This is a genomic window from Chryseobacterium herbae (genome assembly GCF_025154075.1).
GTDB lineage: Bacteria > Bacteroidota > Bacteroidia > Flavobacteriales > Weeksellaceae > Chryseobacterium > Chryseobacterium herbae.
The window spans coordinates 108,166-122,253 of record NZ_JAOAMU010000008.1; the positions used below are offsets into that span (position 1 = coordinate 108,166).

Below are 14,088 nucleotides of genomic sequence, written 5' to 3' on the forward strand. Positions count from 1 at the left end.
CGTTTTTTTTCCGATGAAAATATTTTGAGCGGATTAATCTGTGCTGAAATCTAAACGCCATTTCATACAAAGAAGTTTGAAAATACCTTTGGACCAAGATTTTAAACTATGAAACTGAAATATATCCTTATCAGCACTTTCTTATCAGCCGCGTTATCTGCACAGATTCAAAAAGACAGTATCCGGCATGTGGAGCAGATCAATCTTTTGGTCAAGAAAAAACTCCTTGAAAGAAAAGCAGACCGCCTTATCTTTAACGTAGAAGCATCGATAGCTTCTCAGGGAATGGACGCAACAGAAACCCTTGCCAATGTTCCTATGCTGAAAGTAGATGAAAACATGGGTTCTATTTCAATTACCGGAAAAAGCAGTGTGAACGTAATGATCAACGGAAGAATGCTGAACCTTTCGGGAAATGCTCTTTTGAATTATCTGAAATCCATCCGTTCAGAAAATATCTCAAAAATAGAAGTCATCACCACACCTCCTTCGAAATATGAAGCTCAGGGAAACAGCGGACTCATTAATATTATCCTGAAAAAGAATCCGAATTTAGGGTTTAGTGGAAATATCAATTCGAACCTCATCCAAAGAAGTTATTCCGGCTTCAGTTCCAATGGTTCACTTAATTATCAGACCGAAAAATTCAGCAGCAGTTTGAAACTTACCTATTATGATTCAGCCAAGCGTACCGACGAAAATTACAATATTATCGGAGCTTCCCAAAACTACAGCAACTCCATCCGGAAAGATATGTGGAAGGAACTGACTCCAATCCTTAATCTATCTTATAAAATCGGTAAAAACGCTGAGATCGGAATGGAATACATCTATGCTCATCAAAAATCTGGGATGGATATCGTGAATACCACAAAGAATATTGACGCCAATCACAAGGAAGAAAGCCTTTTAACCAACACTTTCCACCGTGAAAAACTTCCTACTCATACCTTAAGCGCGTATTATGACCTAAAGCTGGATTCATTGGGTAAAAAACTGAGCATTGCAGGAAATTTTTATAAGAGCAATTCTGATACGGAAGTGAATTTTTCTACCATTACACTTTCAGATCATTCCGTTCAGGATGTAAAAACAACGTCTCTGATTTCGCCACAGATCTTTTCTGCTCAGGCTGATCTGGAACTTCCATTCTCTTTCGGAACCCTTGAAACCGGACTGAAGTTTAATCAGTTTAAAAACAGTTCGGACATTCAATATTTTAACCTGAATGGCGGACAATATGTTCCGGATCTTTCAAGAGCTAATCTGTTCACGTATCAGGAAGAAAATTATGCCGCATATTTCAGTTATGCCAAAACATTCGGGGAGCACTGGGAAACCAAGGCTAGTCTTCGCTACGAACATACGAATGCAGAAAGTTCCACTCCTTCTTCCAATTCAGAAAATAAGTACAATTATGGCCAATGGTTTCCTTCCGCTTATGTTTCGTATAAAGAAGATAAAAATGTATTCAGTTTTTCCTATTCCAGGAGGATCAACCGCCCGAGTATGGGTAATCTTAACCCATTTCGCTGGTACTCCAATCCATATTCTTATTCTTCAGGAAATCCTTTACTGACACCGGCTTACATCAATAACTGGGAATTGGGATATACCTTTAACAATAAGTTTTCAACCAGTGTTTATTATCTGAGAATGAAAAATGCATTCGGGCAAATCTCTGCCATTGATGATATTTCACAGATTTCAACCTACCTGAACTATTACAACAATAATTTCTGGGGTCTTAATGCCTCTTATACGGATACTTTTTTCAAATTCTGGGAAAGCAGCATCTCGATGAATGCCTCGCTTCAGAATTCATCTGTATTCAATGTTGATGCGGAAACTCAGAAAGGAAGTTCGTTCAGCTATTCCATCAATAATACGTTTACTTTAAACAAAAGCAAGACGCTTGTATTCTTCCTTAACTACAGCCACAGCCTTGCTTACAAAAATGTGAACTCTTACTTCCAGGCTTACCCGGAACTGACTTCAGGGTTAAAGGTTTCACTCATGGAAAAGAAGCTCCAGATCAATGCAACGTTGACCAATATTTTCGCCCAGAGATACCGTGGAGAATTGTATTTCTCTGATAATACGCAATACATGAATAACTATTGGGATGGCAGAAGTTTCCGTTTAAGTGTTAATTATACTTTTGGAAGCAGCAAAAAGAAAATCAATAAAAAAAATATCAAATTTGAGGAAAAAGAAAGAGCTCAGTAATTGTTTTTGTTGGCTCATTATCAAAACTTTGATTGTATAAAATATACCTTTTGATTTTTAACCGTTTTTTTTAACATTAAGATAAATGAAGGACGTAAGGCTAGTTAAGAAAAAATCAAATGATTTTTTAAGTTGCACGTCTTAAAGCGAAGCTAAAAACTTAATGTTCTTAAAAGCTTAACAGAATCTTAATGGTTTAAATTTTTACTCTCGCAGATGAACGAGCAAAAGTGAAAAATCTGCATCATCTGATTAATCTGTGTGAAATTTTAAAATGATGTGATCTCTATCCATTTCCAAGTTTGCAATTAATCCTTTTTGCTATTCACCCAAACAAAAAAAACAGAGAACCATTCTCTGTTTTTTTGTTTTATCTTATTTGTTTTTTAAAATTTAAATTCTACTCTCGCGAAAACAAATCGTCCTCCTATTCCGTATTGCGAAACCTGTCTGGAATACACAAACTGGTTATCCGCCGTCAATGAACTGATGTTGGGACTTTTGGAAGGCAATACATTAAATATATTATTACTTCCCACCGTCGCTGAAATGTTTTTGTTGAAATCATAGCCTACGGAAAGATCTGTCACAAAGCGGTCATTTAAAATGAAATGTTCTCTGCTTTCCTTAATTCCGTCAAAGTTGGCATCCAGTACATCCGCATCCGTCACTTTTCCAAAGTAGGAATTTCTAAGAGCAACCGTAAGCGCGGAGAATTTCAATGTATTGGCTAGCGTAGCTTTGATACGGGGTACGGCTTCTTCAAAATACACTCTGTTAGGTTCGGAGAAGTAATTATCAATCTGGCTTACCAGCTTTGGCGAGGCGTGAATATCTCCCACTCTTCTGGTCTGATTCAGATTAAGTCCTAAATTATTCTCCAAAGATATTCCCTCCGAAATTCTTGTATTCTGCGAAACGGTGATATCCAATCCTTTGGTCTGGGAATCTACTGCATTAGCAAAGAAATTCGCGGCACTGGCTCTCGCAAGATCGAAAGCTCCCTGAAGAACCGCCTGGTCTGATCCCGCTTCAAAATCTCCGTTAGGACGATAGAACAAATCTGTAAGTACCACTCTATCCTTGATCTTTATCAGATAGGCATCCGCTGTAAACACCAGACTTAAAGCCGGAATCTTCCACGTAATTCCCGTACTGTAAGACTGCGAAGTTTCCTGTTTCAGTTTTGGAATTCCCAGTGCTTGAGCTGCTTCGGAATTATTTCTGAAAGTTCCCACCTGCGTAGTCTGCCCCTGCTGGATCAGTGTAGAGGTAGAACTATAATAGATCTGTGCTAAAGAAGGGGCTCTGAATCCTGTGGAAACGGCTCCTCTCCAGTTGAAATTTTTCGCCAGCTTGACATTCGTAGCCAATTTATAATTAAAGGTAGAACCGAAGTCTGAATAATTTTCAAAACGTACCGCTCCTTCCAGCAACCACCAATCCGTTGGTTCAATCTCAACATCTGCGTACGCCGCTACACTGTTTCGGCTTCCTGAAACGGCATTATCCGGGCTAAAACCTGGAAATACCTGCGAACCGGCAGGTCTTGTAACTCCGAAAAAATCCTTAACCAACTCATTCTCTGGGGTAGCAGCAGTTACTACACGTCCGAAAATATCATAGGAAACATAGGAATTTTCATTTCCAGCATTCACTTTATAGTTTTCATGGCGGTATTCTCCTCCGAAAGCTACATTTAACCCGTGAAGGACATCATATTTTTTGGAGAAATCCAGATTCAGGGTATTTTGTGAAAACTCAGATCCTCCTGCTTTAAAAGTTCTCGGTGAATTGTCACCCAGAGATGCATTAAATGTATTAACCACCCCAAAATTAAAAGCATTCTTCCCGAAAATATTACTTAAATCTACATTCCAGCCATTCCATTTTCCTTTGATTCCTCCGGCTAAGGAATAATCATTCACATTGGCTTCTATTTGTGGTAAATATCCATTAGGAGTAATGGCATTGATGTTTCTTTCCGTATTTGGAAGACGGAAAAATCCTCCGGCATTTCCCAAACGGTAGCTGTAGCCTCCAAAGGAATACACTTTCCAGTCTTCATTCACAGGAATTTCAGAGTTGAAAAAAAGCTGTCCCGACTGAAGTTTAGACTGCCCTGCTCTCAGGCTGAAATCTTTTCTTTCTAAGCCTCTGTAATTAAGCTCCTGATCCGTAAAATCTTTTCCTAACAAGCCCTGCAAATCAGCAATACTGCTGGCATTCGATATCTTAGTCTTGAAATCCTGTGAAAAATAATCAACCTGCGATGCGTACTGCTTGACTGTATTAATAATTTGCTGGCTGTTGGCGGTATTGGTAATATTCTTATACAATCCATCGATATTGACACCATCCTGCAATGCCCTGTAATTAATGGCATTATAGGCATTAAAAATATCTCCCTGACGCACACCCGCCCTTGAATACGGATCACGGTATTGTACAGAACCTGTTACATTAATAAATCCTTTCTCCCCAATTTTCGCTCCGTAGTTCAGATCTGCAGAGATGGTCTGTCCGTCTACTCCTCCGGAAAAATTATTGGCAACTGATGAAGCGTATCCGCCCAGGAAAACCTGTCCTGAAAGTCCAAGTCTTCTTTTAAGTCCTAAATTCACGACGCCTGCAATGGCATCGGAACCGTATTGTGCAGAAGCTCCATCTCGTAAGACTTCAATCTTTTCCAATGCAAATGCTGGAATAGCATTAAGATCTGTTCCCACTGAACCTCTTCCCGGAGTCAATGTAACATTGATAAGAGAAGACTGATATCTCCTTTTTCCGTTAAGCAGGACCAGAACCTGATCCGGGCCAAGTCCTCTGAGAAGGGCCGGATCTACAAAATCGGTTCCATCGTTCACGGTATGTGAAGTGGAAGAAAATGACGGCACCACATAGTTGAGGGCCTGACTGATATTGTTAACAGGACTTTGTCTTAAGATTTTTGAGATATTGATGATATCTACCGGTACCGGAGTATCTGTAAGAGATCTTCCTGATCCTCTTGATCCCAGAATTACCACATCATCTATCTTTTTGGATGATGTAGAATCCGACTGTCCAAAGTAAAATGCTGATATAAATGCTGCCGAAGCTATGATTGTTTTTTTCTCGAAATTGCGCATGTGTTTTCTATTTTTTTATTACTGACTGTTGGTTTGATTTCAGGCCATAGTTTTTCCGCAACCTATTTTTTAGGTCACTGTAAAAGCCGGAATATTTAAATTATTTTTTAAAGAAGTCTAGAAACAACAACACATGCGCATGTGAAAATGGCATGAAAAGAGGTCAGAATAACGAAGTGATACTTCATGATCTGAGAAACGAAAATTTAAATTGGTCTTGTGGTTTCCCTTGTCTTTAAACATTGATTTTATTTTTAAAACAAAAATGTCAAGATGGGGAGAAAATAGAGAATAAACATTTTTTCCGGGCATACCGGCTTATCTATTTCAGCACCTTGCTTGTTTTTGCAGGTTGCTATCCCATCTATGAGATTCTTGATAATTACGTGGCAAAGATATAAATATTTCGGAATAAAAAAAATAATTGCCTAAAATTTTAACTTTTCGCAAATTTTCCCGTAACAAATTACTCTTTTTTACGTCTAACAAGAGAGTAGTAAAAAAACATTATGAAAAAAACTATATTAACTTTATCTCTGTTGGGGTCTTTTTTTGCCTATTCACAGGAGAAGCCGAACAGCGGTCCTGAGAAGGAAAAGCAAATTGAAGGAGTAGTTATTACAAAAACTAAAAAAGCCGTTGAACAAAAAGCAGACCGTACTATTTTTGATTTTTCTGAACAGCCACAACTTAATAACGGTAACGTTCTGGAGGGAATTAAAAAACTTCCGGGGCTGGTTTCTACCGATATCGCGGGAATGATGTATCAGGGGAAAATTCTGGATGTATATCTGAACGGAAGACCTTTAAATATTACCTCCAATGAATTGAATTCTTTCCTTGAAGGAATGCCTGCCAACTCGGTAGACAGAATTGAAGTGATAACTCAACCGGGCGCTGAATATCCGGCCACTTCGGGAGGTGCCATCATGAATATCATTACAAACAAGAATGCCAATAAATATTTAACGGCAACGTATTCCGGAAACTACTCATTTACCAATTACGATAAATTCAGAAGCAGAACCACTCATTCCCTGAACCTGAATGCCAGAAATAAGTTATTCGGATGGCAGCTGAATGTAGGCCAGAATTACCGTGAAAGTATGCTGAACGGTGATCAGGATGTTCTTCTGCACAATAATACAGACAGGATCGGACGCGGTTATTTCGCTAAGTCAGGTCTGACTTTTGATCTTGGACAGGACAGATTATTGGTGAACTACGATATTTATCACAACAATAACGACAACTATACCGCGAGTACAGGATTTGCCGACATCCCTGTCAGCCTTAATCCTGTCAAATTCCGTGAAGCTGATTATGAAGCATCGGATGTTGCTCATACCAACAACCTAAGACAGGAGGCGGTTGTAACGTTTCAGAAACGTTTCAGTGACAAGTCTCAAAAACTGGATTTCCAGTTCGGATATACAAAATCTACGTCTAAATTCGCTCAGGATAACTTTTTCCAGAGAGGATTTTATACTGACACTAATCCGTTAGAACCTTTCCTTTTTTATCGCGGAGAAAATGTGCTTGACAACAAATCGGATATGAGGGTCGCGAATTTTAAGGTAGACTACTCACAGCCGATCAAGCTTATGGACGGTGGGAAAGTAAGTTTAGGGGGTTTATATGAAAGACAGGATTATGACACGGAAAACAAAGGTCTTACCAATCTGGAATACCAGAGACAGACGGCTTCCACTTATCTTGAATTCCAGGCAAAACTGAAGAAGTTTGACTTTACTCTAGGGGCCAGAGCTGAAAATTATGATATTTCCGGGATCACAAGAACCATAAAGGACGACGCTGTTCTTGAAAGAGATCTTACTACCTTCAACAGGTTTAAGCTTTTTCCTAATGCAAGTGTTCAATACAGCCTGATGAACCAGGTATATATAGCAGCCAACTATAACAAAAAAATCAGCCTTCCGAGTATTTCTGCCCTAAACCCGAATAACGTAACGTTCGGCAGCCCAAATACACAGGTTACCGGTAACCCGGATCTTCAACCTACGATCTTTGATAATTATGAATTAAAAGTTTCAGCTTTTGATTATGCTTTTATCGGCTATAGCGTAAGTTCTGCTAAAGATCAGGTAGCACAGATCGTCATGAAAGACGGCAAGAACCTTTTCAACAAGCAGGTGAATATTTCGAATATGAGAATTCACAACTTTAACCTGGGTCTTCCGATTCCGTTTATGATTTTCAGCAAACCGATGAGCGAGATTATGAAGTTTAATTTTAATCCTGATAAAATTAATTTCATGTACTTGTACGCAGGCTACCAGAAGCATGAGATCGATAATTTAAATAACAAAGGGTTCTGGATATTTAATATCATGACCCAGTTGCTTTTACCGAAAGATATCAAAATGACGGCTAACTATAGCTATCTGACTCCAAAAGCAGGATATTTCTATTTTACGGCAGATAAACCATTCAACAATAATCTGGATATCACGCTGACGAAGAAGTTTATGAACAACCGTCTTACAGTTTCTGTGTTCGCGAATGATATTTTCAACGGACAGGTGATGCAGGTATATTCCAATCCACCAGAAGGACAGGCTGTGATGATCAGAAGTAAGTATGACACGAGAAATTTCGGAATTTCAATCAACTATAAAATTCCAACGAAAAATAAACTGGCGAAGGAGGATCCAAATATCCTGAACCAGACTAAAAAAGAGGATTCGGGCGTAATGCAAAGTCCACAGTAACTTATCCACATACAATAAGGCAGTAAAGAAATTTTACTGCCTTATTTTTTTCCCGCAAAGCAAGACAAAGGTTTTGTATTTCGTCCTAATTTTAAGATAAACAAAGCCGCTAACGCTTATTATCGAAATACAAGATCGGAGCCGAATACTTTTACTCTATACTCTTCTTTCTTGGTTAAAAATTTATCGTTTGGAATCTCCAGTGCAAAGTATCAATAAGGGTAAGTTGATCCGACTGTATAGAAAGTCCTGTGATGATCTTTAAAACCTGCATAGCCATCATACTTCCAATAATACCTGGCAGTGCTCCCAAAACTCCGAGACTGTCACAATCCGGGATATCTTCATCAAAAGGTGGTTCCGGGAAGAGATCTCTGAGATTTTTACTGCCTTTAAAATTAAATAAAGCAACTTGGCCCGAAAAACCCAGGATACTTCCGTAGACTAAAGGTTTCTCCAATTTCACACAGGTATCATTGATCAGATATCTGGCAGTAAAATTATCAGATCCATCAACAATAATATCGTACTGTGAAAGGGTCTCTTCTGCATTTAAGCTGTCAATCTTTTTATCGATTCCTGTAAATTGAACCTTGTGATTCAGTTTATTGACAAAAGCTTCCGCACTTTTGACTTTTGAAACCCCAACTGTATTTTCGTTATGAATGATCTGGCGGTTCAGGTTGTGAAGTTCCACCTCATCAAAATCTGCCACGCCTAAAGTTCCGACTCCGGCTGCTGCGAGGTATTGAATAACGGGACTTCCTAAACCTCCCGCTCCAATGACAAGAACTTTGGACGACCTGATTCTTTTCTGTCCCTCCAACCCGATTTCTTCTATGAATATCTGCCGGCTGTATCTTTCAAAAACATCTTCGCTTTTCATTTTGCTATAGTTATTTTAAACCATTAAGATTTTTTAAGCTATTAAGGAATATTAAGATGAGCCGTGCTTTAAGATTTAAAATCTATTTGATTTTTTCTTAATTAAACTTAATGACTTCATTCTTCTTAATGGTTTAATTTTTTAAATCCACTGTACGCAGGATCCCAGTCTTTCATTACCGGATCGTAACCTGCTTTTCTGATGCTGGTTTTCACTTCTTCCATGCTTCTTTCGTCACTGGTTTCAAACTGTTCCAAAGATTCTACATCTACGGCATAGCCTCCCGGATTTGTTTTAGAAGCGGCACTCATGGCTGTTGCCCCAAGTGAGATGATATTGTTCCTGAATTTTTCATTTTCTCTGGTAGATATGGAGATTTCCAGGTCTTCGTTCCATATTCTGTAAGCACAGATGAGTTGCAGCAGGTCTTTATCTTCCATGATAAAATTAGGTTCAATGATTCCTTCTGCGGGTCTGAGTCTTGGAAAGGAAACTGAAAAACGGCTTTTCCAGTATTGCTTCTGGAGATAATCAATGTGAAGGGCATTAAAGAAACTATCTACCCGCCAGTCTTCAAGCCCAAGCAGAACGCCAAGTCCGATCTTATGAATTCCCGCTCTGCCGATCCTGTCCGGAGTATCTAAGCGAAAATGAAAGTTTGATTTTTTCCCTTTGGGATGGTATTCTTTATAAACCTCCTGATGATAGGTTTCCTGATACACCAACACCGAATAAACACCTTCCTGATGCAGCTCCAAATACTCCTCTTCTGATAAAGGCTGCACTTCAATCGAGATATTGGCAAAATGAGGTCTCAGCAAACGAACGGCATTCAGAAAGTAAGAAATACCCACTGTTTTATTGGCTTCTCCACTGACCAGCAGAACGTGATTAACGCCCATCGATTTCAAAACGGAAGCTTCTATCATCAGTTCCGTGTCAGAAAGCGTTTTTCTCCGTACGTCATTATCCAGGCTGAAACCGCAATACGTACAGATATTCTGACATTCATTGCTAAGGTACATCGGTGCATACAGCTGAATGGTTTTCCCAAAGCGTTTTTGGGTAAGGCGTTGGGTCATTTTAGCCATCAATTCCAGCTCCTGTGTGGCAACAGGAGAAAGCAGATTCAGAAAATCATCCAATGTTTTATGCTTCTTCTGAAGGCTGCTCAATACATCTGAATGAGTCACTTTTCCGAGTCTGGCTTTTACCTCATCCCATTGATAGCGTTCAAAAACATCTTTAAAGCTGTTCATTATGTATCCGCTGTATTATTCAAATAAAAATGAGGTCAAAGGGCTTGAAGCTTCAGCGTGATCTGCTATAGCTCCCAACCCTGATTCAAAAGCTCTTCTTCCGGCAATAACCCCTTCTTTAAAGGCTAAGGCCATATTGACAGGATTTCTGGCAACGGCAATTGCAGTATTGACAAGAACCGCATCAGCTCCCATTTCCATTGCTTTTGCGGCATCTGAAGGTGCCCCGATTCCGGCATCTACCACAACGGGAACATTGCTCTGACTAATAATGATCTCCAGAAAATCTAATGTCCTCAAACCCTTATTGGTCCCGATTGGAGCTCCCAAAGGCATTACCACAGCAGTTCCGGCATCTTCCAGACGTTTACACAAAACAGGATCGGCATGGATGTAAGGCATTACAATAAATCCCAGTTTGGCTAATTCTTCCGTTGCATAGAGGGTTTCAATAGGATCTGGAAGAAGGTATTTCGGATCGGGATGGATTTCCAGTTTCACCCAGTTTGTTTCCAGCGCTTCTCTTGCAAGCTGAGCGGCCAATACTGCTTCTTTTGCCGTTCTGGCTCCTGAGGTATTGGGAAGAAGATGAACATGGGTTTCTTTTAATGAATCCAGCAATCCGTCTTCTGCTGCACCGGAATCTATTCTTTTCAAGGCCATGGTGACCATATCTGTTCCTGATGCAATTACGGAAGTTGCCATTTCGCTGAGGTTTCCGAACTTTCCGGTTCCGAGGAACAGTCTGGAGTTGAATATTCTGTCTGCTATTATTAATTTCTGATTATTCATATCATTGCTTTTTTAAATTCGCTGATTGCAGCTGGACGGTTGGTGATCTGTCCAGATACCGCAACTCCATAGATTCCGATCTGCTGCAGCTGTTGTATATCTTCAAGCACAACTCCACCAATCGCAAAGATCTTCGGAATGGTGATGGATTTTTCTTTTAAACTGTTAATCATATGCTGATAACCTTCAAACCCCAGCACCGGGCTGAGTTTTTCTTTTGTAGAAGTAAATCTCAATGGTCCGAGGCCGATATAATCACACTGCTCTTCAATTCTTTGAATCACGTCCGACACTGTGTTGGCAGTTCCTCCAATGATCTTACGATCTCCTAAAACAGTTCTTGCTTCTTCAATTGACAAATCATTTAAACCTAAATGAACCCCATCAGCATCAATTTCTTTTGCGATCTGAACATGATCATTGATGATACAGACTACCTGATATTCTGAACAGAGCTTTTTTGACACTTGACAGAGCTCGGTTAAGTCTTTCTCCGAAGCATTTTTCCAGCGGACCTGGACCCATTCTATACCATTGTCCAGCGCAGTTCGGATATTGAGTTCCTGTTCCTCTCTTGTCTGTCCCTGTGATATGTATTGTAATTTTTCCATGATTAATTAAACTGAATGATCTATGACTTTCTCTTTTCCGGATCTGTCTCTATGATAAAAGGACTTTCTCTCTGCACTTTCTGAATGAATGTATTGGGTCATCACTTTCCCATATTCCTCCTAAAAGCGCTGCTCCGTCTGCTCCATTTTCAAAGACCTTACTGATATTATTTTCATTAATTCCACCTAATGCAATCAGTTTGACATCATGATTTGCCCTACTTTTCAAATCGTCCATAACAGTAGACTGCTCACCATATCCCTTTTTAGAAATACTTGGAAAAACAGGACTTACAAATGCATATTCCCATTCTTTTCCCAGCGTATTAAAGGTTTCGATATCATGTACCGAGGTGGAAATACTATATTCGTCTGCATAAGACTTAAAACCTTCGGTTAAACGATCTGCTTCCCTGAAATGAAACCGGGAAATAGGATACTCCATTGCAAGATCATAAAATCCGTGCAATACCAATTGAGGATAAAATGTCTCATCAATACCATTCAGGAAGCTTTTCATTTCTTCCCTACTGATCATAGGTTTTCTGATATGCAGCCAATCCAATCCTTCCTGAAACAGCTGATTAATTATTTCCGTCTCGTTTTGAACAGGAGCCTCAGGAGTGATCACAAGGATCATATATAAATTTCTTTTCCTTTTTCAATAAACTCCTGTGATTTATCGAACATTCCTTTTTCTGCGGAATCACGGATTTCCTGAGTGATTTTCATGGAACAGAATTTTGGACCGCACATGGAACAGAAATGGGCTATTTTAGCACCTTCTGCCGGCAACGTTTCATCATGATAAGCTCTCGCTGTATCGGGATCCAGTGAAAGATTGAACTGATCTTCCCATCTGAATTCAAAGCGGGCTTTGCTTAATGCATTGTCTCTGTACTGGGCACCCGGATGTCCTTTTGCAAGATCTGCAGCATGGGCAGCGAGTTTATAAGTAATTACTCCGACTTTTACATCTTCTTTATTGGGAAGGCCTAAATGTTCTTTTGGCGTTACATAGCACAGCATCGCACAGCCAAACCAACCGATCATAGCCGCTCCGATTCCTGAAGTAATATGATCATAACCTGGCGCAATATCCGTTGTCAATGGGCCCAAAGTATAAAACGGAGCTTCCTGACAAACTTCCAATTGCTTCTCCATATTTTCTTTGATCATATGCATCGGCACGTGACCAGGGCCTTCAACCATCACCTGTACATTATGTTTCCATGCGATCTTGGTGAGTTCACCTAAAGTTTCAAGTTCTGCAAACTGGGCAGCATCATTGGCATCTGCAATAGAACCAGGACGCAGACCGTCTCCCAGTGAGAAAGCCACATCATATTTCTTCATGATCTCGCAAATCTCCTCGAAATGGGTGTACAAAAAGTTTTCTTTATGATGATACAGACACCATTTGGCCATAATAGAACCTCCTCTGGAAACAATTCCCGTGACTCTTTTCGCGGTAAGATGGATGTATCTTAACAATACTCCGGCATGAATGGTAAAATAGGAAACTCCCTGTTCTGCCTGCTCGATCAAAGTATCTTTAAAAACTTCCCATGTCAGATCTTCAGGAACTCCTTTTACTTTTTCCAATGCCTGATAAATGGGAACCGTACCGATAGGCACCGGGCTGTTTCTGATGATCCATTCTCTTGTTTCATGGATGTTTTTTCCTGTGGAAAGATCCATAATGGTGTCTGCACCCCAACGGCAGGCCCAAACCGCCTTTTCTACTTCCTCATCTATACTGGATGAAACGGCACTATTTCCTATATTGGCATTAATCTTAACCAGAAAATTACGTCCAATTATCATCGGTTCACTCTCCGGATGGTTGATATTATTCGGGATGATCGCTCTTCCGGCAGCGATTTCGTCTCTTACAAATTCTGGACTGATTTTACTTTTTGGAGTGTTTGCCCCAAAACTGTTTCCCGGATGCTGAAATGCCATTTCTTTCGGGGCAGTATCCAACTGTTCGATCCGTTGGTTTTCCCTGATCGCTACATATTCCATTTCAGGAGTGATGATTCCCTGTTTTGCATAGTAAAGCTGCGTAAGTTCTGATCCTTCTTTGGCAACCTTTGGCTTATGATCATAGGCAAAACGCAGTTCATCAAGACGGGAATCTGCCAGACGTGCTTTTCCGTATTCTGAGGTGATGCCGTTCAGGATATCTACATCCTTCCTGTCCAGAATCCATTGCTCCCGGATTCTTGGAAGTCCTTTCGTAATATCGATAGATGCATTTTCATCCGTATAAGGACCCGAGGTATCATAAATGGTAACCGGGGGATTTTCTTCCAGACTGCCGTTCGTAAGCCTGGTGGGACTGAGGTGAATTTCACGCATTGCCACGCTGATAGGATGTATTTTTCCTTCAACATAAATTTTCTTGGCGTTCGGAAATGGCGAACATGTGATTGAATGAGCCAT

9 protein-coding genes and 1 riboswitch are annotated in these 14,088 nt (G+C 40.0%); of the genes, 2 read left to right on the forward strand and 7 right to left on the reverse strand.

The window, feature by feature from the left end; genetic code table 11:
* The first annotated feature begins 108 nt into the window (after positions 1 to 108).
* On the forward strand, positions 109 to 2,229 hold the full coding sequence (locus N0B48_RS21240) for an outer membrane beta-barrel family protein (protein ID WP_259841348.1): 2,121 nt from the start codon (positions 109 to 111) through the stop codon (positions 2,227 to 2,229).
* Positions 2,230 to 2,615: 386 nt separating this feature from the next.
* On the opposite strand, the gene N0B48_RS21245 is transcribed toward N0B48_RS21240, so the two are convergent.
* A complete protein-coding gene (locus tag N0B48_RS21245) occupies positions 2,616 to 5,360 on the reverse strand; it encodes a TonB-dependent receptor plug domain-containing protein (protein ID WP_259841350.1) in 2,745 nt (914 codons plus the stop codon).
* 288 nt (positions 5,361 to 5,648) lie between these two features.
* Positions 5,649 to 5,747, reverse strand: a riboswitch (SAM-I-IV-variant riboswitch).
* Between the two features lie 122 nt (positions 5,748 to 5,869).
* On the opposite strand from N0B48_RS21245, the gene N0B48_RS21250 reads away from it, so the two are divergent.
* Positions 5,870 to 8,092: an outer membrane beta-barrel protein gene (locus N0B48_RS21250; protein ID WP_259841352.1), complete on the forward strand. Its 2,223-nt coding sequence runs from the start codon at positions 5,870 to 5,872 to the stop codon at positions 8,090 to 8,092.
* 175 nt (positions 8,093 to 8,267) lie between these two features.
* On the opposite strand, the gene N0B48_RS21255 is transcribed toward N0B48_RS21250, so the two are convergent.
* The 6 genes from N0B48_RS21255 to thiC all read right to left on the reverse strand — a co-directional run bounded on the left by N0B48_RS21255 (position 8,268) and on the right by thiC (position 14,088).
* Entirely contained in the window at positions 8,268 to 8,978 is a 711-nt protein-coding gene (locus N0B48_RS21255; protein WP_259841353.1) for a HesA/MoeB/ThiF family protein, read from the reverse strand.
* 125 nt (positions 8,979 to 9,103) lie between these two features.
* Positions 9,104 to 10,237 carry a 2-iminoacetate synthase ThiH gene (gene thiH / locus N0B48_RS21260; protein ID WP_259841356.1) on the reverse strand — a complete coding sequence of 378 codons (1,134 nt, stop codon included), beginning with the start codon at positions 10,235 to 10,237 and terminating at the stop codon, positions 9,104 to 9,106.
* A 15-nt stretch (positions 10,238 to 10,252) separates the two neighbouring features.
* Complete coding sequence (locus N0B48_RS21265; RefSeq protein ID WP_259841357.1) at positions 10,253 to 11,029, reverse strand: thiazole synthase; 777 nt, start codon at positions 11,027 to 11,029, stop codon at positions 10,253 to 10,255.
* Positions 11,026 to 11,640: a thiamine phosphate synthase gene (locus tag N0B48_RS21270; protein WP_259841359.1), complete on the reverse strand. Its 615-nt coding sequence runs from the start codon at positions 11,638 to 11,640 to the stop codon at positions 11,026 to 11,028. The genes N0B48_RS21265 and N0B48_RS21270 overlap by 4 nt, the downstream gene beginning before the upstream one ends.
* 49 nt (positions 11,641 to 11,689) lie before the next feature.
* The gene (locus N0B48_RS21275; RefSeq protein ID WP_259841361.1) at positions 11,690 to 12,280 is read right to left on the reverse strand and encodes a thiamine phosphate synthase; all 591 of its coding nucleotides are present in this window, start codon (positions 12,278 to 12,280) and stop codon (positions 11,690 to 11,692) included.
* Positions 12,277 to 14,088, reverse strand: a complete 1,812-nt coding sequence (gene thiC / locus N0B48_RS21280; RefSeq protein WP_259841363.1) for a phosphomethylpyrimidine synthase ThiC — start codon at positions 14,086 to 14,088, stop codon at positions 12,277 to 12,279. Before thiC ends, N0B48_RS21275 begins: the two co-directional genes overlap by 4 nt.

What these genes read in the sequence shown, in the direction of transcription:
- N0B48_RS21265 (WP_259841357.1), bottom strand. Translation starts at nt 11,029, where the DNA reads ATGAATAATCAGAAATTAATAATAGCAGACAGAATATTCAACTCCAGA.
- N0B48_RS21255 (WP_259841353.1), bottom strand. Translation starts at nt 8,978, where the DNA reads ATGAAAAGCGAAGATGTTTTTGAAAGATACAGCCGGCAGATATTCATA.
- N0B48_RS21275 (WP_259841361.1), bottom strand. Translation starts at nt 12,280, where the DNA reads ATGATCCTTGTGATCACTCCTGAGGCTCCTGTTCAAAACGAGACGGAA.
- N0B48_RS21250 (WP_259841352.1), top strand. Translation starts at nt 5,870, where the DNA reads ATGAAAAAAACTATATTAACTTTATCTCTGTTGGGGTCTTTTTTTGCC.
- N0B48_RS21240 (WP_259841348.1), top strand. Translation starts at nt 109, where the DNA reads ATGAAACTGAAATATATCCTTATCAGCACTTTCTTATCAGCCGCGTTA.
- thiC (WP_259841363.1), bottom strand. Translation starts at nt 14,088, where the DNA reads ATGGCTCATTCAATCACATGTTCGCCATTTCCGAACGCCAAGAAAATT.
- thiH (WP_259841356.1), bottom strand. Translation starts at nt 10,237, where the DNA reads ATGAACAGCTTTAAAGATGTTTTTGAACGCTATCAATGGGATGAGGTA.
- N0B48_RS21245 (WP_259841350.1), bottom strand. Translation starts at nt 5,360, where the DNA reads ATGCGCAATTTCGAGAAAAAAACAATCATAGCTTCGGCAGCATTTATA.
- N0B48_RS21270 (WP_259841359.1), bottom strand. Translation starts at nt 11,640, where the DNA reads ATGGAAAAATTACAATACATATCACAGGGACAGACAAGAGAGGAACAG.